Source organism: Streptomyces chartreusis (assembly GCF_008704715.1).
GTDB classification, from domain to species: domain Bacteria; phylum Actinomycetota; class Actinomycetes; order Streptomycetales; family Streptomycetaceae; genus Streptomyces; species Streptomyces chartreusis.
This window is the reverse complement of sequence record NZ_CP023689.1, coordinates 326438-341927: the sequence shown is the minus strand read 5'-3', so window position 1 is coordinate 341927 and position 15490 is coordinate 326438. Positions and strand designations below refer to the sequence as shown.

At 71.5% G+C, this 15490-nt stretch carries 14 protein-coding genes and 3 pseudogenes; 8 read left to right on the top strand and 9 right to left on the bottom strand.

Annotated elements, in window-relative coordinates; genetic code table 11:
• Positions 1-11: 11 nt before the first annotated feature.
• Entirely contained in the window at positions 12-1283 is a 1272-nt protein-coding gene (locus tag CP983_RS01450) for a cytochrome P450 (protein ID WP_150498195.1), read from the top strand.
• A 43-nt stretch (positions 1284-1326) separates the two neighbouring features.
• A complete protein-coding gene (locus CP983_RS01445) occupies positions 1327-1545 on the top strand; it encodes a ferredoxin (protein ID WP_125525587.1) in 219 nt (72 codons plus the stop codon).
• 64 nt (positions 1546-1609) lie between these two features.
• On the opposite strand, the gene CP983_RS01440 is transcribed toward CP983_RS01445, so the two are convergent.
• Together CP983_RS01440 and hppD are read right to left on the bottom strand one after the other, a co-directional pair.
• Positions 1610-2728, bottom strand: a complete 1119-nt coding sequence (locus tag CP983_RS01440; RefSeq protein WP_150498194.1) for an alpha-hydroxy acid oxidase — start codon at positions 2726-2728, stop codon at positions 1610-1612.
• Positions 2715-3794, bottom strand: coding sequence for a 4-hydroxyphenylpyruvate dioxygenase (gene hppD / locus CP983_RS01435; protein ID WP_229914603.1), 1080 nt, complete (start codon positions 3792-3794; stop codon positions 2715-2717). The genes CP983_RS01440 and hppD overlap by 14 nt, the downstream gene beginning before the upstream one ends.
• Positions 3795-4010: 216 nt before the next feature.
• Between hppD and CP983_RS01430 the strand changes: the two genes are divergently transcribed.
• Entirely contained in the window at positions 4011-5315 is a 1305-nt protein-coding gene (locus CP983_RS01430) for an aminotransferase-like domain-containing protein (protein ID WP_308436533.1), read from the top strand.
• Complete coding sequence (locus tag CP983_RS01425; protein WP_150498192.1) at positions 5312-6448, top strand: prephenate dehydrogenase; 1137 nt, start codon at positions 5312-5314, stop codon at positions 6446-6448. Before CP983_RS01430 ends, CP983_RS01425 begins: the two co-directional genes overlap by 4 nt.
• A 131-nt stretch (positions 6449-6579) precedes the next feature.
• On the opposite strand, the gene CP983_RS01420 is transcribed toward CP983_RS01425, so the two are convergent.
• The 4 genes from CP983_RS01420 to CP983_RS01405 are packed head-to-tail and all read right to left on the bottom strand — an operon-like array spanning position 6580 to position 10401.
• Positions 6580-7752, bottom strand: coding sequence for an ABC transporter permease (locus CP983_RS01420; protein ID WP_150506313.1), 1173 nt, complete (start codon positions 7750-7752; stop codon positions 6580-6582).
• 47 nt (positions 7753-7799) lie between these two features.
• Complete coding sequence (locus CP983_RS01415; RefSeq protein WP_150498191.1) at positions 7800-8540, bottom strand: ABC transporter ATP-binding protein; 741 nt, start codon at positions 8538-8540, stop codon at positions 7800-7802.
• Positions 8537-9835: a peptidoglycan-binding protein gene (locus CP983_RS01410; RefSeq protein ID WP_208852824.1), complete on the bottom strand. Its 1299-nt coding sequence runs from the start codon at positions 9833-9835 to the stop codon at positions 8537-8539. The genes CP983_RS01415 and CP983_RS01410 overlap by 4 nt, the downstream gene beginning before the upstream one ends.
• Positions 9832-10401 carry a hypothetical protein gene (locus tag CP983_RS01405; RefSeq protein ID WP_107910673.1) on the bottom strand — a complete coding sequence of 190 codons (570 nt, stop codon included), beginning with the start codon at positions 10399-10401 and terminating at the stop codon, positions 9832-9834. Before CP983_RS01405 ends, CP983_RS01410 begins: the two co-directional genes overlap by 4 nt.
• A 112-nt stretch (positions 10402-10513) precedes the next feature.
• Here CP983_RS01405 and CP983_RS01400 point away from each other — a divergent pair, with 112 nt between their 5' ends.
• Positions 10514-11167: a response regulator transcription factor gene (locus CP983_RS01400; RefSeq protein ID WP_150498190.1), complete on the top strand. Its 654-nt coding sequence runs from the start codon at positions 10514-10516 to the stop codon at positions 11165-11167.
• The gene (locus CP983_RS01395; protein ID WP_107910675.1) at positions 11148-12338 is read left to right on the top strand and encodes a sensor histidine kinase; all 1191 of its coding nucleotides are present in this window, start codon (positions 11148-11150) and stop codon (positions 12336-12338) included. Before CP983_RS01400 ends, CP983_RS01395 begins: the two co-directional genes overlap by 20 nt.
• Before the next feature lie 30 nt (positions 12339-12368).
• Here the strand turns inward: CP983_RS01395 and CP983_RS01390 are convergent.
• From CP983_RS01390 to CP983_RS44560, 3 pseudogenes are all read right to left on the bottom strand, one after another.
• A pseudogene (locus CP983_RS01390) lies at positions 12369-12851 on the bottom strand (flotillin domain-containing protein); the annotation flags it as partial.
• Positions 12852-12975: 124 nt separating this feature from the next.
• Positions 12976-13113: pseudogene (locus CP983_RS01385) on the bottom strand (response regulator transcription factor); the annotation flags it as partial.
• 49 nt (positions 13114-13162) lie between these two features.
• Positions 13163-13462 (bottom strand): annotated as a pseudogene (locus CP983_RS44560) (sensor histidine kinase); the annotation flags it as partial.
• Positions 13463-13883: 421 nt separating this feature from the next.
• On the opposite strand from CP983_RS44560, the gene CP983_RS43735 reads away from it, so the two are divergent.
• Entirely contained in the window at positions 13884-14027 is a 144-nt protein-coding gene (locus tag CP983_RS43735) for a hypothetical protein (RefSeq protein ID WP_167537630.1), read from the top strand.
• A 234-nt stretch (positions 14028-14261) separates the two neighbouring features.
• Positions 14262-15479: a cation:proton antiporter gene (locus CP983_RS01380; RefSeq protein WP_150498189.1), complete on the top strand. Its 1218-nt coding sequence runs from the start codon at positions 14262-14264 to the stop codon at positions 15477-15479.
• Positions 15480-15490 lie beyond the last annotated feature (11 nt).

The window sequence follows — 15490 nt, the reverse complement described above, 5'->3', positions numbered from 1 at the left end:
GGACGACGTTCATGCCGCAGCAAGCCCAGCGACAGGCCCCGCAGCAGCAACCGCGGGCACAACAGGCGTACCCCGAACTGCTCTACACCCGGCGCACCCGCTTCGACCCGGCGGACGACCTGCGTGCCGCGCCGCCCCTGAGCAGGTACGTCATCGGTCCCAACGAATCCGACGAATGGGTCTGGCTCGCCACCGGCTACACCGAGGTCCGCCGGATCCTGGGCGACCACACCAACTTCAGCACCCGCCGCCGGTGGGGCGCCGAAGGACCGAACTGGCGCCCGCCGGAGCTGGTCGGCCATCTGATGGACTACGACCCGCCGGAGCACACCCGGCTCCGCCAGATGCTCACCCCCGAGTTCACCGTACGGCGGCTGCGCCGGCTGGAACCGGACATCACGGCGATCATCGAGGAGCACCTGGACACCGTCCAGGCGACGGGACCGGGCGCCGACCTGATGCCGCTGTTCGCGCAGCCGGTGCCGGGCGAGGTGCTGTGCGAGCTCATCGGTGTGCCGCGCGACGACCGGCCGGAGTTCCTGCGCCACTGCCACCGGCACCTGGACTTCTCCCGCAGCCGCAAGGTGCGGGCGGCGGACGGCGCCGCGTTCTCCCGCTATCTGGTCTCCATGGTGGCGCGGCAGCGGAAGGACCCCGACGACGGGTTCATCGGCGCGCTGGTGCGCGAGCACGGCGACGACTTCACCGACGAGGAGATGCGCGGCGTGTGCGTGCTGCTGATCCTCGCCGGCATCGACAACATCGAGGGCATGATCGGCCTCGGGGTCCTCGCGATGCTGGAGAACCCGGACCAGCTCCCGCTCCTGCTCGGCGAACGCGACGGCACGGGCGGTCCGGGTGCGGGCAAGGGGGACGGCGGCCGGCTCGCCTCCGACCGCGCCCTCGACGAGCTGATCCGCTACATGTCGGTGGCGAACGCGCCCACCCCGCGCACCGCCGTGAACGACGTGCGGATCGGCGACCAGCTGATCAAGGCGGGCGAGACCGTCATCTGCTCGCTCACCATGGCCAACCGCGACCCGGCCCTCACCGACGGCCCTGACCGGCTCGACCTCGCCCGTGAGCCGGTCGCCCATGTCGCGTTCGGGCACGGCGTCCACCACTGCCTGGGCGCCGCGCTGGCCCGCACCGAGCTGCGCATCGCCTACAAGGCCCTGTGGCGGCGCTTCCCGGAACTCCGGCTCGCCGTGCCCGCCGAGGAAGTGCGCTTCTACAACCGCGCGCTCGCCCACGGAGTCCACCGCCTGCCGGTCGCCTGGTGACCGACGGAATGGAGACGGCAGACCGAAGGGAGACGACAGACCCATGGAGATCCGGATCGACCGCGACAAGTGCGTGAGCGGCGGCGTCTGCGCGATGTTCGCGCCCCAGGTGTTCGACCAGGACGACGAAGGAATGGGCGTCGTCGACAACTCCGCACCGGCCGAGGAACTCGCCGCGGCCGTACGGTCGGTCGTCTGGCGTTGCCCGGGACACGCTATCTCGGTCCATGAGCGGGAGGCGGAGCGGGGAGGACCTCGCTGAGGGGCCCTCGCGTCACGTCACTGGTGCCCGGCATCTTCTCGATGCCGGGCACCAGCGGTTTCCGCTACCTGCGGCCCCGCGCCACCACCGCGTCCAGCTCCCGCGCCTCCGCGACTCCCGCGCATCCCGCCAGCCCCAGCGCGTCCGTCACTTCGGCGGCCAGGAGCTCCAGCACCTGCCGGACGCCGTCCTCGCCGCCGGCCGCGAGGCCCCAGACCGGGGCGCGGCCCAGCAGCACGCCCGACGCACCGAGGGCGAGGGCCTTGAGGACGTCCGTGCCGCTGCGCACACCGCCGTCCAGGAGGATCTCGCAGGCGCCGCCGACGGCCTCCACCACCGCGGGCAAAGCGTCCACGGCGGTCAGCGCGCCGTCGAGCTGGCGGCCACCGTGGTTGGAGACCACCACGGCGTCGACGCCGTGCTCCACCGCGCGCCGCGCGTCCTCGGGAGCCAGCACGCCCTTGAGCACGATCGGCAGCCGCGTGCACTCGCGCAACTGCTCCACGTTCAACCAGGTCAGGGACCGGGAGAAGGTCTCCGCGGTGTGCACGGCCACCGCCGACGCACCGTCGCCGCCGCGGTGTGCCGTCGAGGCGCCACCGCCCAGATGGACCGCGCGGACGTGATCCGGCAGGGCGAATCCGTTGCGGACGTCACGCAGCCGGCGGCCCATCCACGGCACGTCGACAGTGAGCACGATCGCCTCACAGCCCGCCTCCTCCGCCCTGTGGACCAGATCCAGAGTCCGGCCGGTGTCACGCAGCCAGTACAGCTGGAACCACACCGAGCCGCCGACCGCCGTGACCTCCTCCACCGGCACACTGCTCAGCGTCGCCAGCGTGAAGGGCACCCCCGCCGCCTTCGCGGCCCGCGCGGTCGCCAACTCGCCCTCGGGACACACCAGCCGGTGATACGCCACCGGCCCGATCGCCACCGGCATCCGGACCGCCCGCCCGAGCAGCGTCGACTCCGCGCCACACCCGGACACGTCCCGGAGGATCCGGGGGCGCACGAACACGGCGTCGAACGCCGCCCGGTTGGCCGCGAGTGACAGCTCCCGGCCGCTGCCCCCGGCGATGAAGTCCCACACGTCGGGCGGCAGCGCCGCGGCGGCGGCCCGCTCGACGTCGTCCATGTCGAGCCAGACCGCCGCCGTTCCCCCGCCGGAGTCATCGCAGGCCATGCTGTCCGGCCTTCTCCAGTTCCACCGCCTCGTACAGCGCCTTGATGTTGGCGCTGCCGAAGGTGCCCGCGCCCTGCCGCTCGATGATCTCGAAGAAGAGGGTGCGCTTGGGGTGGGTGGAGGCCGTGAATATCTGGAACAGCTGACCGCCGTGGTCCTCGTCCGCGAGCAGCTGTGTCTCGCGCAGCGTGCCGATGGAGTGCGTCGCGAGCTCGATGCGGCCGTCGAGCAGGTCGTAGTAGGCGTCCGGCGTCTTCAGGAAGCGGACGTCGCGTTCGCGCAGCGCACGGACCGAGCGCACGGCGTCGTCGCTGGAGAAGGCGATGTGCTGGACGCCGGCCCCGTCGTGGTTCTTGAGGAAGTCGTCGATCTGCCCGGGCTCGGCCTTGGTGTCGGGCTCGATGAGGGTGAGGGTCACCACGCCGTTCGGGCTCTGCACCACCTTCGACTCCATCGCCTGCGCGCCGACGACGATCCGCTCCTCGAAGATCTCGCTGAAGCCGAGGGCGTTGCGGTAGAACCGCACGGTCGTCTCCAGATCGCCCGCGGGCAGGCAGACCGCGAAGTGGTCGATGTCCAGCAGCCCCACCTCGCCGGCCCACTGCGGCTCTTCGTTCGCGACAGGTGTGAACCCCGCCGGGAGGCCACCGGACGCACCGGGTTCGCGCTCCACCAGCGTGTGGACGACGTCCCCGAAGCCGCCGATGAGCGCGGTCGCGCGCGGCCCGTCCCCGGAGTGCCGCTCCGGCTTGCGCAACGCACGGGCCCCGCCGGCCACGGCGGCGGTGAACGCGGCACCCGCGTCATGGGTGCGCAGCGCGATGTCGGCGACCCCGTCGCCGTGGGCCGGGAGATACGCCGACGCGGGATGACGATCGCTCAGCGGGGTCGTCAGGACAAGGGTGATCCCGCCGTGCCGGAGCGCGACGCCGTGGTGGTCGGCGGAATTACTCTCGCCGGCCACGGAGAAACCGTATGCGTCCTGCCAGACCCGGGCCGCCACCTCCAGGTCCTTCACATACAACTCGACGTAGTCGATCGTGTAGTGACTGATGGGTTGATTCACGCTCGCTCGATCATTCATGACGGTCCCTGGGTCGAAGAAGGATCGGGATTTGCGGCACAACCGTACAACTCGATTGGCGAATACCGAACTTGTCAAAGTCGGGCACCCGAAGGCACTGGTCAGGGCCGTTTCGAGGGTGTCAAAGAAGAGGCGTTGTCGCAGTTGGCGCAGTGCGTGATACTGGCCCCCATGCAGATCCCGAAAAATCTTGCGGAATTGAGTTCGGAACCGCTGCACGCCTCGCTCGCCGCTGCTTCCATGGAGTCGATGAATCTGCTCAACAATATTGCCGGAAACTATCCCGAGGCAATATCGTTCGCGGCCGGCCGGCCCTACGAGGGATTCTTCGACACGGACCAGATCCATGAATATCTAAGGGTGTTCGCGGGCTATCTGCGAAGTGAGCGGCACATGACGGAACAGCAGGTGTCGCGCACCCTTCTGCAGTACGGCGACACCAAGGGCGTCATCGCCGAGTTGATCGCGCGGAACCTCGCCGTCGACGAGGACATCCACGTCGACCCGCGCGGCGTCGTGGTCACCGTCGGCTTCCAGGAGGCACTGTTCCTGGTGCTGCGCACCCTGCGCGCCGACGACCGCGACGCACTGCTGGCCCCGGCCCCGACCTATGTCGGCCTCACCGGCGCCGCCCTGCTCACCGATCTGCCGGTGCTGCCGGTGCCGTCCGGTGAACACGGCCTGGACCTTGGGGAGTTGGTCCGCCGATTGCACGCCGCGCGAGACGCCGGCCACCGTGTGCGTGCCTGCTACGTCACGCCCGACTTCGCCAACCCCGTCGGCGTCAGCATGACCGTCGACGACCGGCACCGGTTGCTGGAGATCGCCGCGGCGGAGGGCCTGCTCCTGCTGGAGGACAACCCCTACGGGCTCTTCCACCGCACCCCGGACCGACGCCCGCCGACGCTGAAGTCGCTCGACACCGAGGGCCGGGTCGTCTACCTCGGTTCCTTCGCCAAGAGCGGCGTCGCGGGCGCGCGGGTCGGCTTCGCGGTGGCCGACCAGCCGGTGCGCGGCGGACTGCTCGCCGACGAACTGTCGAAGATCAAGAGCATGCTGACGGTGAACACCTCGCCGATCGCCCAGGCCGTCATCGGCGGCAAGCTGATCGCCAACGACTTCAGCCTGGTGGCCGCCAACGCCAGGGAAACCGCCGTGTACCAGAGCAACCTGACGCAGGTTCTGCAAGGGCTCGCCAAGCGGTTCCGGGACGACGCCGGGGTGACCTGGAACGAACCCGACGGCGGGTTCTTCGTCGTCGTCACCGTGCCGTTCACGGTGGACGACGCCTTCCTGGAGCAGGCGGCGCGCGAGCACGGCGTGCTGTTCACGCCCATGCATCACTTCTTCGGCGCGGGCACCGAGTCCCGCCAACTCCGGCTGTCGATCAGCACCTTGACCCCGGAGCGGATCGAAGAGGGGCTCGACCGGCTGGCCGCCGCCGTCACCTCACGCCTGCCCGGCGCCGGCACGGCAGACGCGACGGCCGGGGCGGTGTCGTGATCCGCTCCCTCGCCGTCGTCGGCACCGGACTGATCGGTACCTCCGTGGCGCTCGCCGCCGCCCGGCGCGGCGTCACCGTCCACCTCCTCGACGCGAGCGCGTCCGCGGTCCGCACCGCCGAACTGCTCGGCGCCGGAACCGCTGGGCCACCCGAGGAACCGGTCGACCTCGCGGTGCTCGCCGTTCCCCCGAGCAAGGTCGCCGACGTGCTCTCGGAACAGCAGGCACGGGGCCTCGCGCGCAGCTACACGGACGTGGCCAGCGTCAAGGCCGGCCCGGAGCGCGACGTACTGGCCCGCGCCCCGCGCCCCACGCACTTCGTCGGCGGACACCCGCTGGCGGGCCGCGAGCGCTCGGGGCCGCTCGCCGCACGGCCAGACCTCTTCCAGGACCGGGTGTGGGTGCTCACCCCCTCCCGGCTCACCTCCAAGCCCGCCTTCGACCGGGCCCTGGACCTGATCGGCCTGTGCGGCGGCGTCCCCACGGTCATGCAGAGCGGGGCCCACGACGAGACCGTGGCGCTCACCTCGCACGCCCCGCACCTCATGGCCAGCCTGGTCGCAGCACGCCTCGGCGGCCGGTCACCCGTCAGCGCACTCCTCGTCGGCCAGGGTTTCCGGGACGCCACCCGGATCGCACGCGGCGAGGCACGGCTGTGGACCGACATCATCGAGACCAACGCCGCCGAGGTCGCCGGAGTCCTCACCGCACTCCAGACCGACCTCACCGAACTGCTCACCGCGGTACAGGACCTGTCGGTCCGGGACCCGCGGAACCGGGCGCGGAGCCGGCGGAACCTCACCGGTCTGCTGGAGCGCGGGATCGCAGCGCTGGAGGCGCTGCCCGCCCCGCTCGCCGCCGACACCGCCCATGTCGACGTCACCATCACCGCCCGTCCCGGCGAACTCGCCCGGCTCCTGGACACCGCGGCCGGATACGGCGCCGGCGCGGACACCGTCGCCGCGCCGGTCGCCCCGCACGGCGGGGACGGACCACTGGTCATCCGGTTCGAACTCGCCGCGGCCGAGGCGGAGACCCTGGCGGAGAAACTGGCCGCCGCCGGCTGGGACGTGGTGCACGAGGACGACGTACGGGACGAGACCGGACCTGCTCTCGTCGGGGCTCCAGGCTGAAGGCCGTGGCGCACCGGCACCCTCCCCGGCCCACTGGCTGGGGAGGGTACGGGCCCGGTGCCCCTTGCGGGGGATTTTCGAGGGGCACCGGCGATCGGGGCGCGACGGCCGTCGCCGTACGACGCTGTCGGTCAGGGTGTCGCCAGTGCCTCCGTCGGCGGCAGCCGGGCCGCGCGCACCGCCGGGTAGAAGCCCGCCAGCGCTCCGATGATCAGCGTCGAGCCGACGCCGCCCGCCATGGCCCAGGCCGGCACGACCGACGGCCAGCCCTGGTAGGAGGCGTAGCCGATGGTCACCGCGATCCCGAGGGATACCCCGCCGACGCCGCCGAGCGCGGACAACAGCTGTGACTCGCACAGGAACTGATTGCGGATCTGGCCCCGGGTGGCCCCCAGCGAGCGGCGCAGCCCGATCTCGGATCGGCGCTCCAGCACGGAGATGACCATGGTGTTGGCCACCCCGACACCGCCGACCAGCAGAGCCACCGCGCCGAGTCCGAGGAGCAGTCCGCTGAGGGTGTCGTCCGTGGCCTCCTTCGCGGCGAGCGCGTCGGACGGCCGGGAGACGGCCACCTCGTCGGGCTTCTCCGGGTTGGTGGTCGCCCCGAGGATGCCCTGCACCTGGGAGACGCGCTCCTCCACGGCCCGTACGTGGATCACCGACGGGTAGCCGTCGAAGCCGAGTTTCTCCTCCGCGTAGGGCCAGCCGACCAGCGCCTGGGTGTCCAGCTCCGGCGTCAGCTCGTTGGGCGCGAGCAGTCCGATCACGGTGAACCAGCGGTCGCCGAGCCACACCTGGACGTCGGAGCCGGCCCGGTGCACCCCGAGCTGTTCGGCGGCGCGGGGCCCGAGCACGACGGACGGATAGCGGTCGTTGGCGGCGTTCAGCCAGCGCCCGTCGGTCAGCTTCGCGCCGGTCGTCTCGGGCAGGTTGGTCTTCGCCGCGTAGACGGCGATACCGCTGGTCTCGGCCGCGGGTATGTGGTCGTTGCGGTAGACCTTGGCGTCGACCTTGCCGAGCGCGGTCACCGATTCCACGTCCGGTATGTTGCCCACCATCTGCACCGACTCGCTGGGCAGATGGGACGCGTCACCGCTGAGCGACGGCCCCGGTGTGACGGACAGCAGATTGGTGCCGAGCGCGCTCAGCCGCCGGTCCAGGTCCTCGGTGCTGGACGTCGAGATGCCCACCACGCCCACCATCGCCGCGATGCCGATGGCGATGCCCAGCGCCGACAGGAACACCCGCATGGGCCGGGCCCGGAGCCCGTACCCGCCCACCCGCAGCACGTCGGCGGGGCTCATCCGGGCCGGACGGGGCCGCGCACCGGCCGCCCGCCCCTCGGACCCCGTCACCGCTTCGCCCCGGAGGCAGTGGCCGCCAGCTCCCGGGCGGCGGTGGAGTCGCGCTCGATCCGGCCGGCGGCGGAGTCGTGCTCGATCCGCCCGTCCTTGAGCCGCACCTCGCGCGGCAGGGAGCCGGCGACATCCCGGTCGTGCGTGATGACTACGACCGTGGTGCCGGCCTCGTTCAGCTCGTGCAGCAGTTCCAGCACGGTCGCGCCGGAGCGGGAGTCGAGCGCGCCGGTCGGCTCGTCGGCCAGCAGCAGCGGAGGATCGCCCAGCACCGCGCGGGCGATGGCGACCCGCTGCTTCTCTCCGCCGGAGAGCTGGTGCGGCTCGTGGTACAGCCGGTGCCCGAGCCCCACCCGGCGCAGTGCCGTCTCGGCGAGCCGGCGCCGCTTGGCGCGCGGGGTGCCGCTGTAGAGCAGCCCGTCGGCGACGCTGTCCAGCACCGGTATGCCCGCGGTGAGATGGAACTGCTGGAACACGAACCCGATCGTGCCGGCGCGCAGCGCGGACAGTTCACGGTCGCTCAGCTCCTCGACCGCATGACCGTCGACCCGGACGTGCCCGGAGGTCGGGCGGCTGAGCGTGCCCATGATGTTGAGCATGGTCGACTTCCCGGACCCGGACGGCCCGACGATCGCGACCAGTTCACCGCGCCCGATCACCAGATTCGTGTCGGCGAGCGCGACGACGTCCCCGTACCGCTGGGACACCCCCGTCAACTCGACCACATGAGGCGTCACTTGGGCACCCCCACACTCATGCCCTCTTTGATGCCCGAGCCCTTCACCTCGACCAGGCCGCTCGCGAACATGCCCAGCTCCACCGGCACCATGTCGCTGCTGCCGTCGGCCTTCGGGACCTCCAGCGCATAGCCGCCGCCCGGCCGCGCCATCAGCGCGTTCACCGGCACCGCCAGCACGTCCCGACGGCTGTCGGCCTCCAGGATCACGTCGACCGACGCGGCCTGATAGCGGCCCAGCTTCTTCTGGTCGTCGATCTCGAGCTGGACCGGAAGAGTGGCTTCGTCGGCGCCCTGGCCGTCGCCGCCCGCACCGCCGCCGGAAGCGGCGGCGTCATTGGCCGGCGTGCCGATGTCGGTGACCTTGCCCACCACGTTGCTGCCGTCCGGCAGCCGGACCGTGGCCTTGGAGCCCTCCTTCACCAGGTCCTCGTGCTGCGGGTCCAGGTCCATGGAGACGATCCGCTCGGTACCCGTCCAGGTCAGCACCTCGCCGCCGGCGACCGCGCCGGGAGAGGTCTTCAGCTCCGCGACCCGCCGGGCACCGGAGGCGACCACCGCGTCCCCGGGGCGTACGGTCCCGGTCTCCTCGGCGTTGAGGTCGTCCTGCCACTCCTCGACCGCCTGGGCCGTGCCGGAGGTGTACTCGTCGTCCACGTCGAAGCCGTCGTAGCCCAGATCGGCGAGGTTGCGCTCCAGCATCCGCACGTCGGAGCCCTCGCTGCCCGGCTCCAGCGTGCGGTAGAGCGGCACGGACCCGTACAGCAGGGGCACCTTGCGCTCGTTGACCCGGTAGACCGTGTCGCCACGCTTGAGCGTGTCGCCCTCGCCGGGCACCCACGTGATGAACTCGCTGTCGGCAGCGGCCTGTCCGCCCCCGCTCTGCCCGGACGCGGAGGCGGCGGAGCCGTTGGTGACGGCGGTCGGCTTGCCGTGGCCGAGCGTGCCGTCCACGGTCTCGGTGCTCGTCAGCGTCATCCGCTGGACCTTGGTCGTCGCGGCGGGCCCCGCAGGGGCGGCCGCCGTCGCGGGCCCGTCGTCACCGCTGAACGCGCCGGTGGCGGCGAGCCCCGCGGCGGCGGCCACGGCGATCGCGATCACCACGAGGACGGCCGTACGGCGGATACGGCGTTTGCGCCGGTCGGCAGTCGGCCGGTCGGTGTCCTCGGCCGCCGCCGGCTGTGCCGCCTCCTCGGCGACGGCCGGTGCCCGTTCCGCGTCGTCGTCCGGGACCGCGGGCGCCCCGTCGGGCTCCACGACGGCAGGGAGGTGTTCCGCCTCCTCCTGCGTGGTCACCGGCCTCCGCCGCCCTGGATCATCATCCCGCCGCCGGGCCACTTGTCCTGGCACGCGGAACGGGCCTTCTGGAAGGCGGGGTCGGCCATGCTGAGACCGGCGCCGGCGAAGTCGAGGGCCATCTGACCGCCGTTGATCTCCGGGTCCGGGAACTTCGGCACGCCGTTCTCACGGATGCACTCCGCCCAGGCGGCGACCTTCGTCGGATCGAGCGGCTCGCCGCCCTGGGCCTGGCCCTCGGCCTGCGGGGCCTTGTCGCGGCACGCCTCCATGGCGCCCTGGAACTCGGCGGAATTGGTGTCGACGCCACCCGCGTCCATACGGATACCGCCGTCGGCCTGCTGCGGATCGGGGAATTCGGGTACGCCCTCTGCACGCATGCACTCGGCGAATTCCAGAGCCTGGTCGAACGCGCCGTTCGCCGACCCGGAGGAGTCCGAGGACGTGCCGCCGTCGGAGGCCGCCTTGGACTCTCCGGAACAGCCGCTGATCAGCGCGCCTGTGAGGAGCAGGGATACGGGAAGAAGTGTGCGCCCGATCAGGGCACGTCGTTGTGTGGAGAACATGAACGGAGTTGTACGCCGGGTGCGGTTACACCCGGGGAACAGTCGTGCCTGCCTCTTTGACCCTCTCCACGCGTTATTCCGCTGTTATGGGCCGCAGGGCATCCTGGCCGGCATGAGAGTGCTGATTGTCGACGACCACCTCGAACTCGCCGAGACGATCGCCGCAGGTCTGCGGCAGGAAGGCATGGCCATCGACCTGGCACTGGACGGCCGGCAGGCGCTGGAGCAGGCGACCGTGTACGACTACCACGTCATCGTGCTCGACCGGGACCTCCCGCTGATGCACGGCGACGAGGTCTGCCGTGCGCTGATCAAGCACGGCTGCCGGGCCCGCATCCTCATGCTCACGGCCTCCTCCACCATCGCCGACCGGGTCGACGGACTGAGCCTGGGCGCCGACGACTATCTGACCAAGCCGTTCGCCTTCGCCGAGTTGGTCGCACGGATCCGCGCCCTCGCCCGGCGCGCGCACCCCGCCGTGCCCCCGGTGCTCACCCACGGCGACCTGTCGCTGTCGCCCGCCGAGCACACCGCCTGGCGCGGCGGACGCCAACTGGATCTGTCCCCCAAGGAGATGGCCGTACTGGAACTCCTGCTGGCCGCACGCGGGGCGGTGGTGTCCGCGGAGGAACTGCTCGAACGGGCCTGGGACGAAGCCACCGACCCGTTCACCAACACCGTGAAGGTGACCATCAGCCGGCTGCGCCGCAAGCTCGGGGACCCGCCCGTGATCGAGACGGTGCCGCATGTCGGCTACCGCATCTGACCCGGCCGGCCGGTTCCGCATCCGCTGGTCGGCCCGGCTCCGGCTCACCCTCCTCTACGGCACGCTGTTCCTCGTCTCGGGCGCCACCCTGCTCGCCGTCACCTACCTCCTGGTCGTGCAGAGCCCCGCCTCCAAAGGCACCAAGATCACCACCGGCAACGCCTCGCGCAATCCGGCGGTGCAGGAGGTGACGGCCCAGATCTCGTACGTCGCCGACCGCCAGCGCCAGGAGGCACAGCGCACGCTGCTCACCCGCTCCGGGATCGCGCTCGGCGTCATGACCGGCGTCTCCGGCGGACTGGGCTGGCTGGTGGCCGGGCGGGTGCTGCGGCCCGTACGGGTGATGACGGAACGGGCCCGGCGCATCTCGGCGCACAATCTGCACGAGCGCCTCGCGATGCCCGGCCCCGCAGACGACGAGCTGAAGAACCTCGGCGACACCTTCGACGGGCTGCTCGGCCGACTGGACGCCGCGTTCGACGCACAGAGACGCTTCGTCGCCAACGCCTCGCACGAACTGCGCACCCCGCTGACCCTGCAACGCACGGTGATCGAGGTCGCGCTCAGCAAACCGGACCCGGACGTGAAGGCCCTGCGAGGGGTGTGCGAGCGGGCCCTGAGCATAGGCGAGGACCAGGAACGGCTGATCGAGGCGCTGCTGACCCTGGCGAGCAGCCAGAGCGGGGTCTTCCGGACCGAGCCGCTGGACCTTGCCGAGGTCGTCACCGACGTCCTCGACACCCTCACGCCCACCCAGCCCGAGGACGTCACCCTGGAGGTCTCGCTCGACGCCGCCGCGACCGAGGGCAACAGCAGCCTGGTGGAGCGGCTGGTGACCAACCTCGTCGGCAACGCACAGCGGTACACCAACCCCGGCGGCTGGATCCGGGTGACCACGAACCTTCAGGGCGGCGTGCCCACGGTGCGCGTCGTGAACAGCGGCCCGGTCGTCCCGCGCGACGCCATCCCGTCCCTGTACCAGCCCTTCCAACGGCTCGGCCACCGCTCCGCACGCCACGACGGGCACGGCCTCGGGCTGTCGATCGTCGCGGCCGTCGCCAGCGCCCACCGGGCCCGGATCGTCACCGAACAGGGCCCGGCGGGCGGCCTCGACATCACCGTCGCGTTCCCACGCCGAAAGGAGGGGCTGTTCGGGGTTCCCGTGCCGTGATCCGCCAAGTGGTGGACAGTCGGCCCCGACTCAGCCGGTGATCTCGACCTTTCCGTTCGCCGCGGCGGGCTCGGGACGCCCGGCGTCCGACCGCCGCGTGATGCCCTTGAGGAGCTCCGCCAGGTCGACTCCCGTGGTGGAGCCGAGGAGTTCGAGACCCTGCGCCACGTTGTCGGCCACGGCCCGGGGGATCCGGCCCGCGCCGTCGGTCGAGATCACGGTCATCTTGTCGATGGCACTGAGCGGTTCGGACGCCTTGGCGACGACCTGCGGCAGCACCTCGACGAGCATCTGGAGAACGGCCGCGTCACCGTACTGCCCGAACGCGTCGGCCTTCTTGCACATCGCCTCCGCCTCCGCGGCGCCGGTCGCCGCGATCGCCGCCGCCTCGGCCTCGCCCTCCAGCCGTACCGCCTCCGCGATCGCCGCACGCCGGGACCGCTCGGCCTCACCCTGCTTGAGCCCTTCGATGGCGCCGGCCTCGGCCAGAGCGCCGCGGCGCTGCTTCTCGCCCCATGCGTACCGTCCCCCTCCCGCCTGCCGCCGGTCTTCGCCTGACGGGATGTTCACACGGGGCGGCCGGGGGACGCATTGCCGTGTTCCGGCAATCTTCGCGCCCTTTCCATTCCGGCCGGTGTCACGGTTCGATCAGTCCGTCGCGGATCGCGTAGCGGGTGAGTTCCAGGCGGTCCTTGAGGCCGAGTTTCTGCAGCAGGTTGGCGCGGTGGCTCTCCACGGTCTTCGGGCTGATGACGAGGAAGTCCGCGATCTTGCGGATGAGGGCGTTGACCGCGCCGGGGTAGATGCCGGTGGCGCGTAGGGACGGTCAGGCGGACCTGGGTGCCGCCGTCGGCTGAGGGGCCGAGGGTGCGAGAGGCGCCGATGAGCAGGGCGCGTTCGCGCATGCCCTGGATGCCGGAACCCTCGGTGGTGCCGTCGATGCCGCGGCCGTTGTCGCGCACGCGCAGCTCCACGGCATCCGGTGTGTGCTCCAGGGTGAGGTCGACGCGGGTGGCGCCGGCATGGCGGGCGGTGTTGGTGAGGCTCTCCTGCGCGACGCGATAGAGGACGAGCTCGGTGTTCTCGCCCAGGGACGGCGGGTCGGACGCGACGTGCCGGCGCACGGACAGGGCGGGGCCCGTGAACTCGACCGCGAGGGAGCTCAGAGCGCTGGTCAGGCCGCGGGTGTAGATCCCCGAGGAGCTCGGCACCCCTGTACCCCGCCCGCACTCCGCTGCCCTGCCGCCCCCGCGAGTACCGCCGCACCCCGGCGTGGCTGCTGCTCGCCGTCGGCCTGGCGGTAGTGAGCGCCGGGCTCGTCCTGGCCCACGGACTCCTCATTGCCACCGGCCTGGTTCTGGCCGGCATGGCCGGTGAGCTGATCGATTCCTTTCCTCCTGACAGGTAGTCAAAAGCGAGCTATGGGTTATTAGTCGTGCGCTAAACTCCAACACCCAGCCACTCGCTCTATTGAGCGATTTGCTGCTCATTCTGTGGACTCGCTGTGTGGCGATTCCGCATCTCAGGGGACGGGGGGACGTAGAGATGGACCGAGCTGTCCGCACCCCTGCCCTGCCTCCCGTCACGGCCGGCTGCCGTATGCGTGCGGCGACGGTCAGGACCGCGCGCATCGACAACACGGCGCGCGACAGCGTGCCCGATTCGGGCAGCACCGCTCACAGCGCCTGACTCCCGGTCGGACACCTGCCACGGGTGCCCTCCGGCCGTGTCCGACCACCGGGCCGACGCATGACCGTCCAGCCGAGGGCGTACGCCCGCCCGTCATGCCGCCCGATGCCGCGCCAGGTACCGCCACCCACCGCCCCAGCACGCCTCAGCACGTCACGGACAGCGCTTGCTCGCTGCCCGCCGCCGACAAGGCACAGACGCCGTCACCGATCCGCACCGGAGGGACAGACGCCCGTGCACAACACCGCCGCCATGCTCATCGAACTCGGGGCCATCATCCTCGCCCTGGGCCTGCTCGGCCGCCTCGCCGGACGGATGGGCTTCTCGCCCATACCCCTCTACCTGCTGGCCGGACTCGCCTTCGGCCATGGCGGACTGCTGCCGTTGCAGGCCAGCGAGGAGTTCACCGCCACCGGCGCCGAGATCGGCGTCATCCTGCTGCTGCTTCTGCTCGGCCTGGAGTACAGCGCCTCCGAACTCGTCACCAACCTGAAGACCCAATACCCCTCCGGCGCGGCCGACTTCGTCCTCAACGCGGTGCCCGGCGCACTCGCCGCCCTGATCCTGGGCTGGGGCCCGGTGGCCGCGGTCGCGCTGGCCGGCGTCACCTGGATCTCCTCCTCGGGCGTCATCGCCAAGGTGCTCGGCGACCTACGCAGGCTCGGCAACCGCGAAACCCCGGTCGTGCTCGGCGTCCTCGTCATCGAAGACCTCGCCATGGCCGTCTATCTGCCGATCCTCACCGCCCTGCTTGCGGGCGCCGGCCTGGCCGGAGGCACGGTCACCCTGCTGATCTCCCTGAGCACGGTCGGCGCCGTCCTCTACGTCGCCCTGCGCCACGGCCGGCTGATCAGCCGTGCGGTCTCCTCCGACAGCGCGGAGATGCTCCTGCTGGTCGTCCTCGGCCTCACCCTCCTCATCGCAGGACTCGCCCAGGAACTCCAGGTCTCCGCGGCCGTCGGCGCCTTCCTCGTCGGCATCGCCCTGTCCGGCGAGGTCGCCGAAGGAGCCGGCAACCTCCTCATGCCCCTGCGGGACCTGTTCGCCGCCGTCTTCTTCGTCTTCTTCGGCCTGTCCACCGACCCCGCCGATATCCCGCCCGTCCTCGTCCCCGCCCTCCTCCTGGCCGTCGTCACCGCCCTCACGAAGATCGCCACCGGCTGGTACGCCGCACGCCGTGCCGGGATCCACGGCGCGGGCCGCTGGCGGGCGGGCGGCACCCTCGTCGCCCGCGGCGAGTTCTCCATCGTCATCGCCGGACTCGCCGTCGCGGTCGAGCCCCGCATCGGCCCCCTCGCCACCGCCTACGTCCTGATCCTCGTCGTCGTCGGCCCGCTCACCGCCCGCTACACCGAGCCGCTGGCCCGGCGTCTCACCCGCCGGTCCACCGCCCGCACTCAGGCCGCCCCCGTGGAGGCGGAGCGAGCGGAGCCCGTACCCGCGGACGCCTGACCCGGCACCGG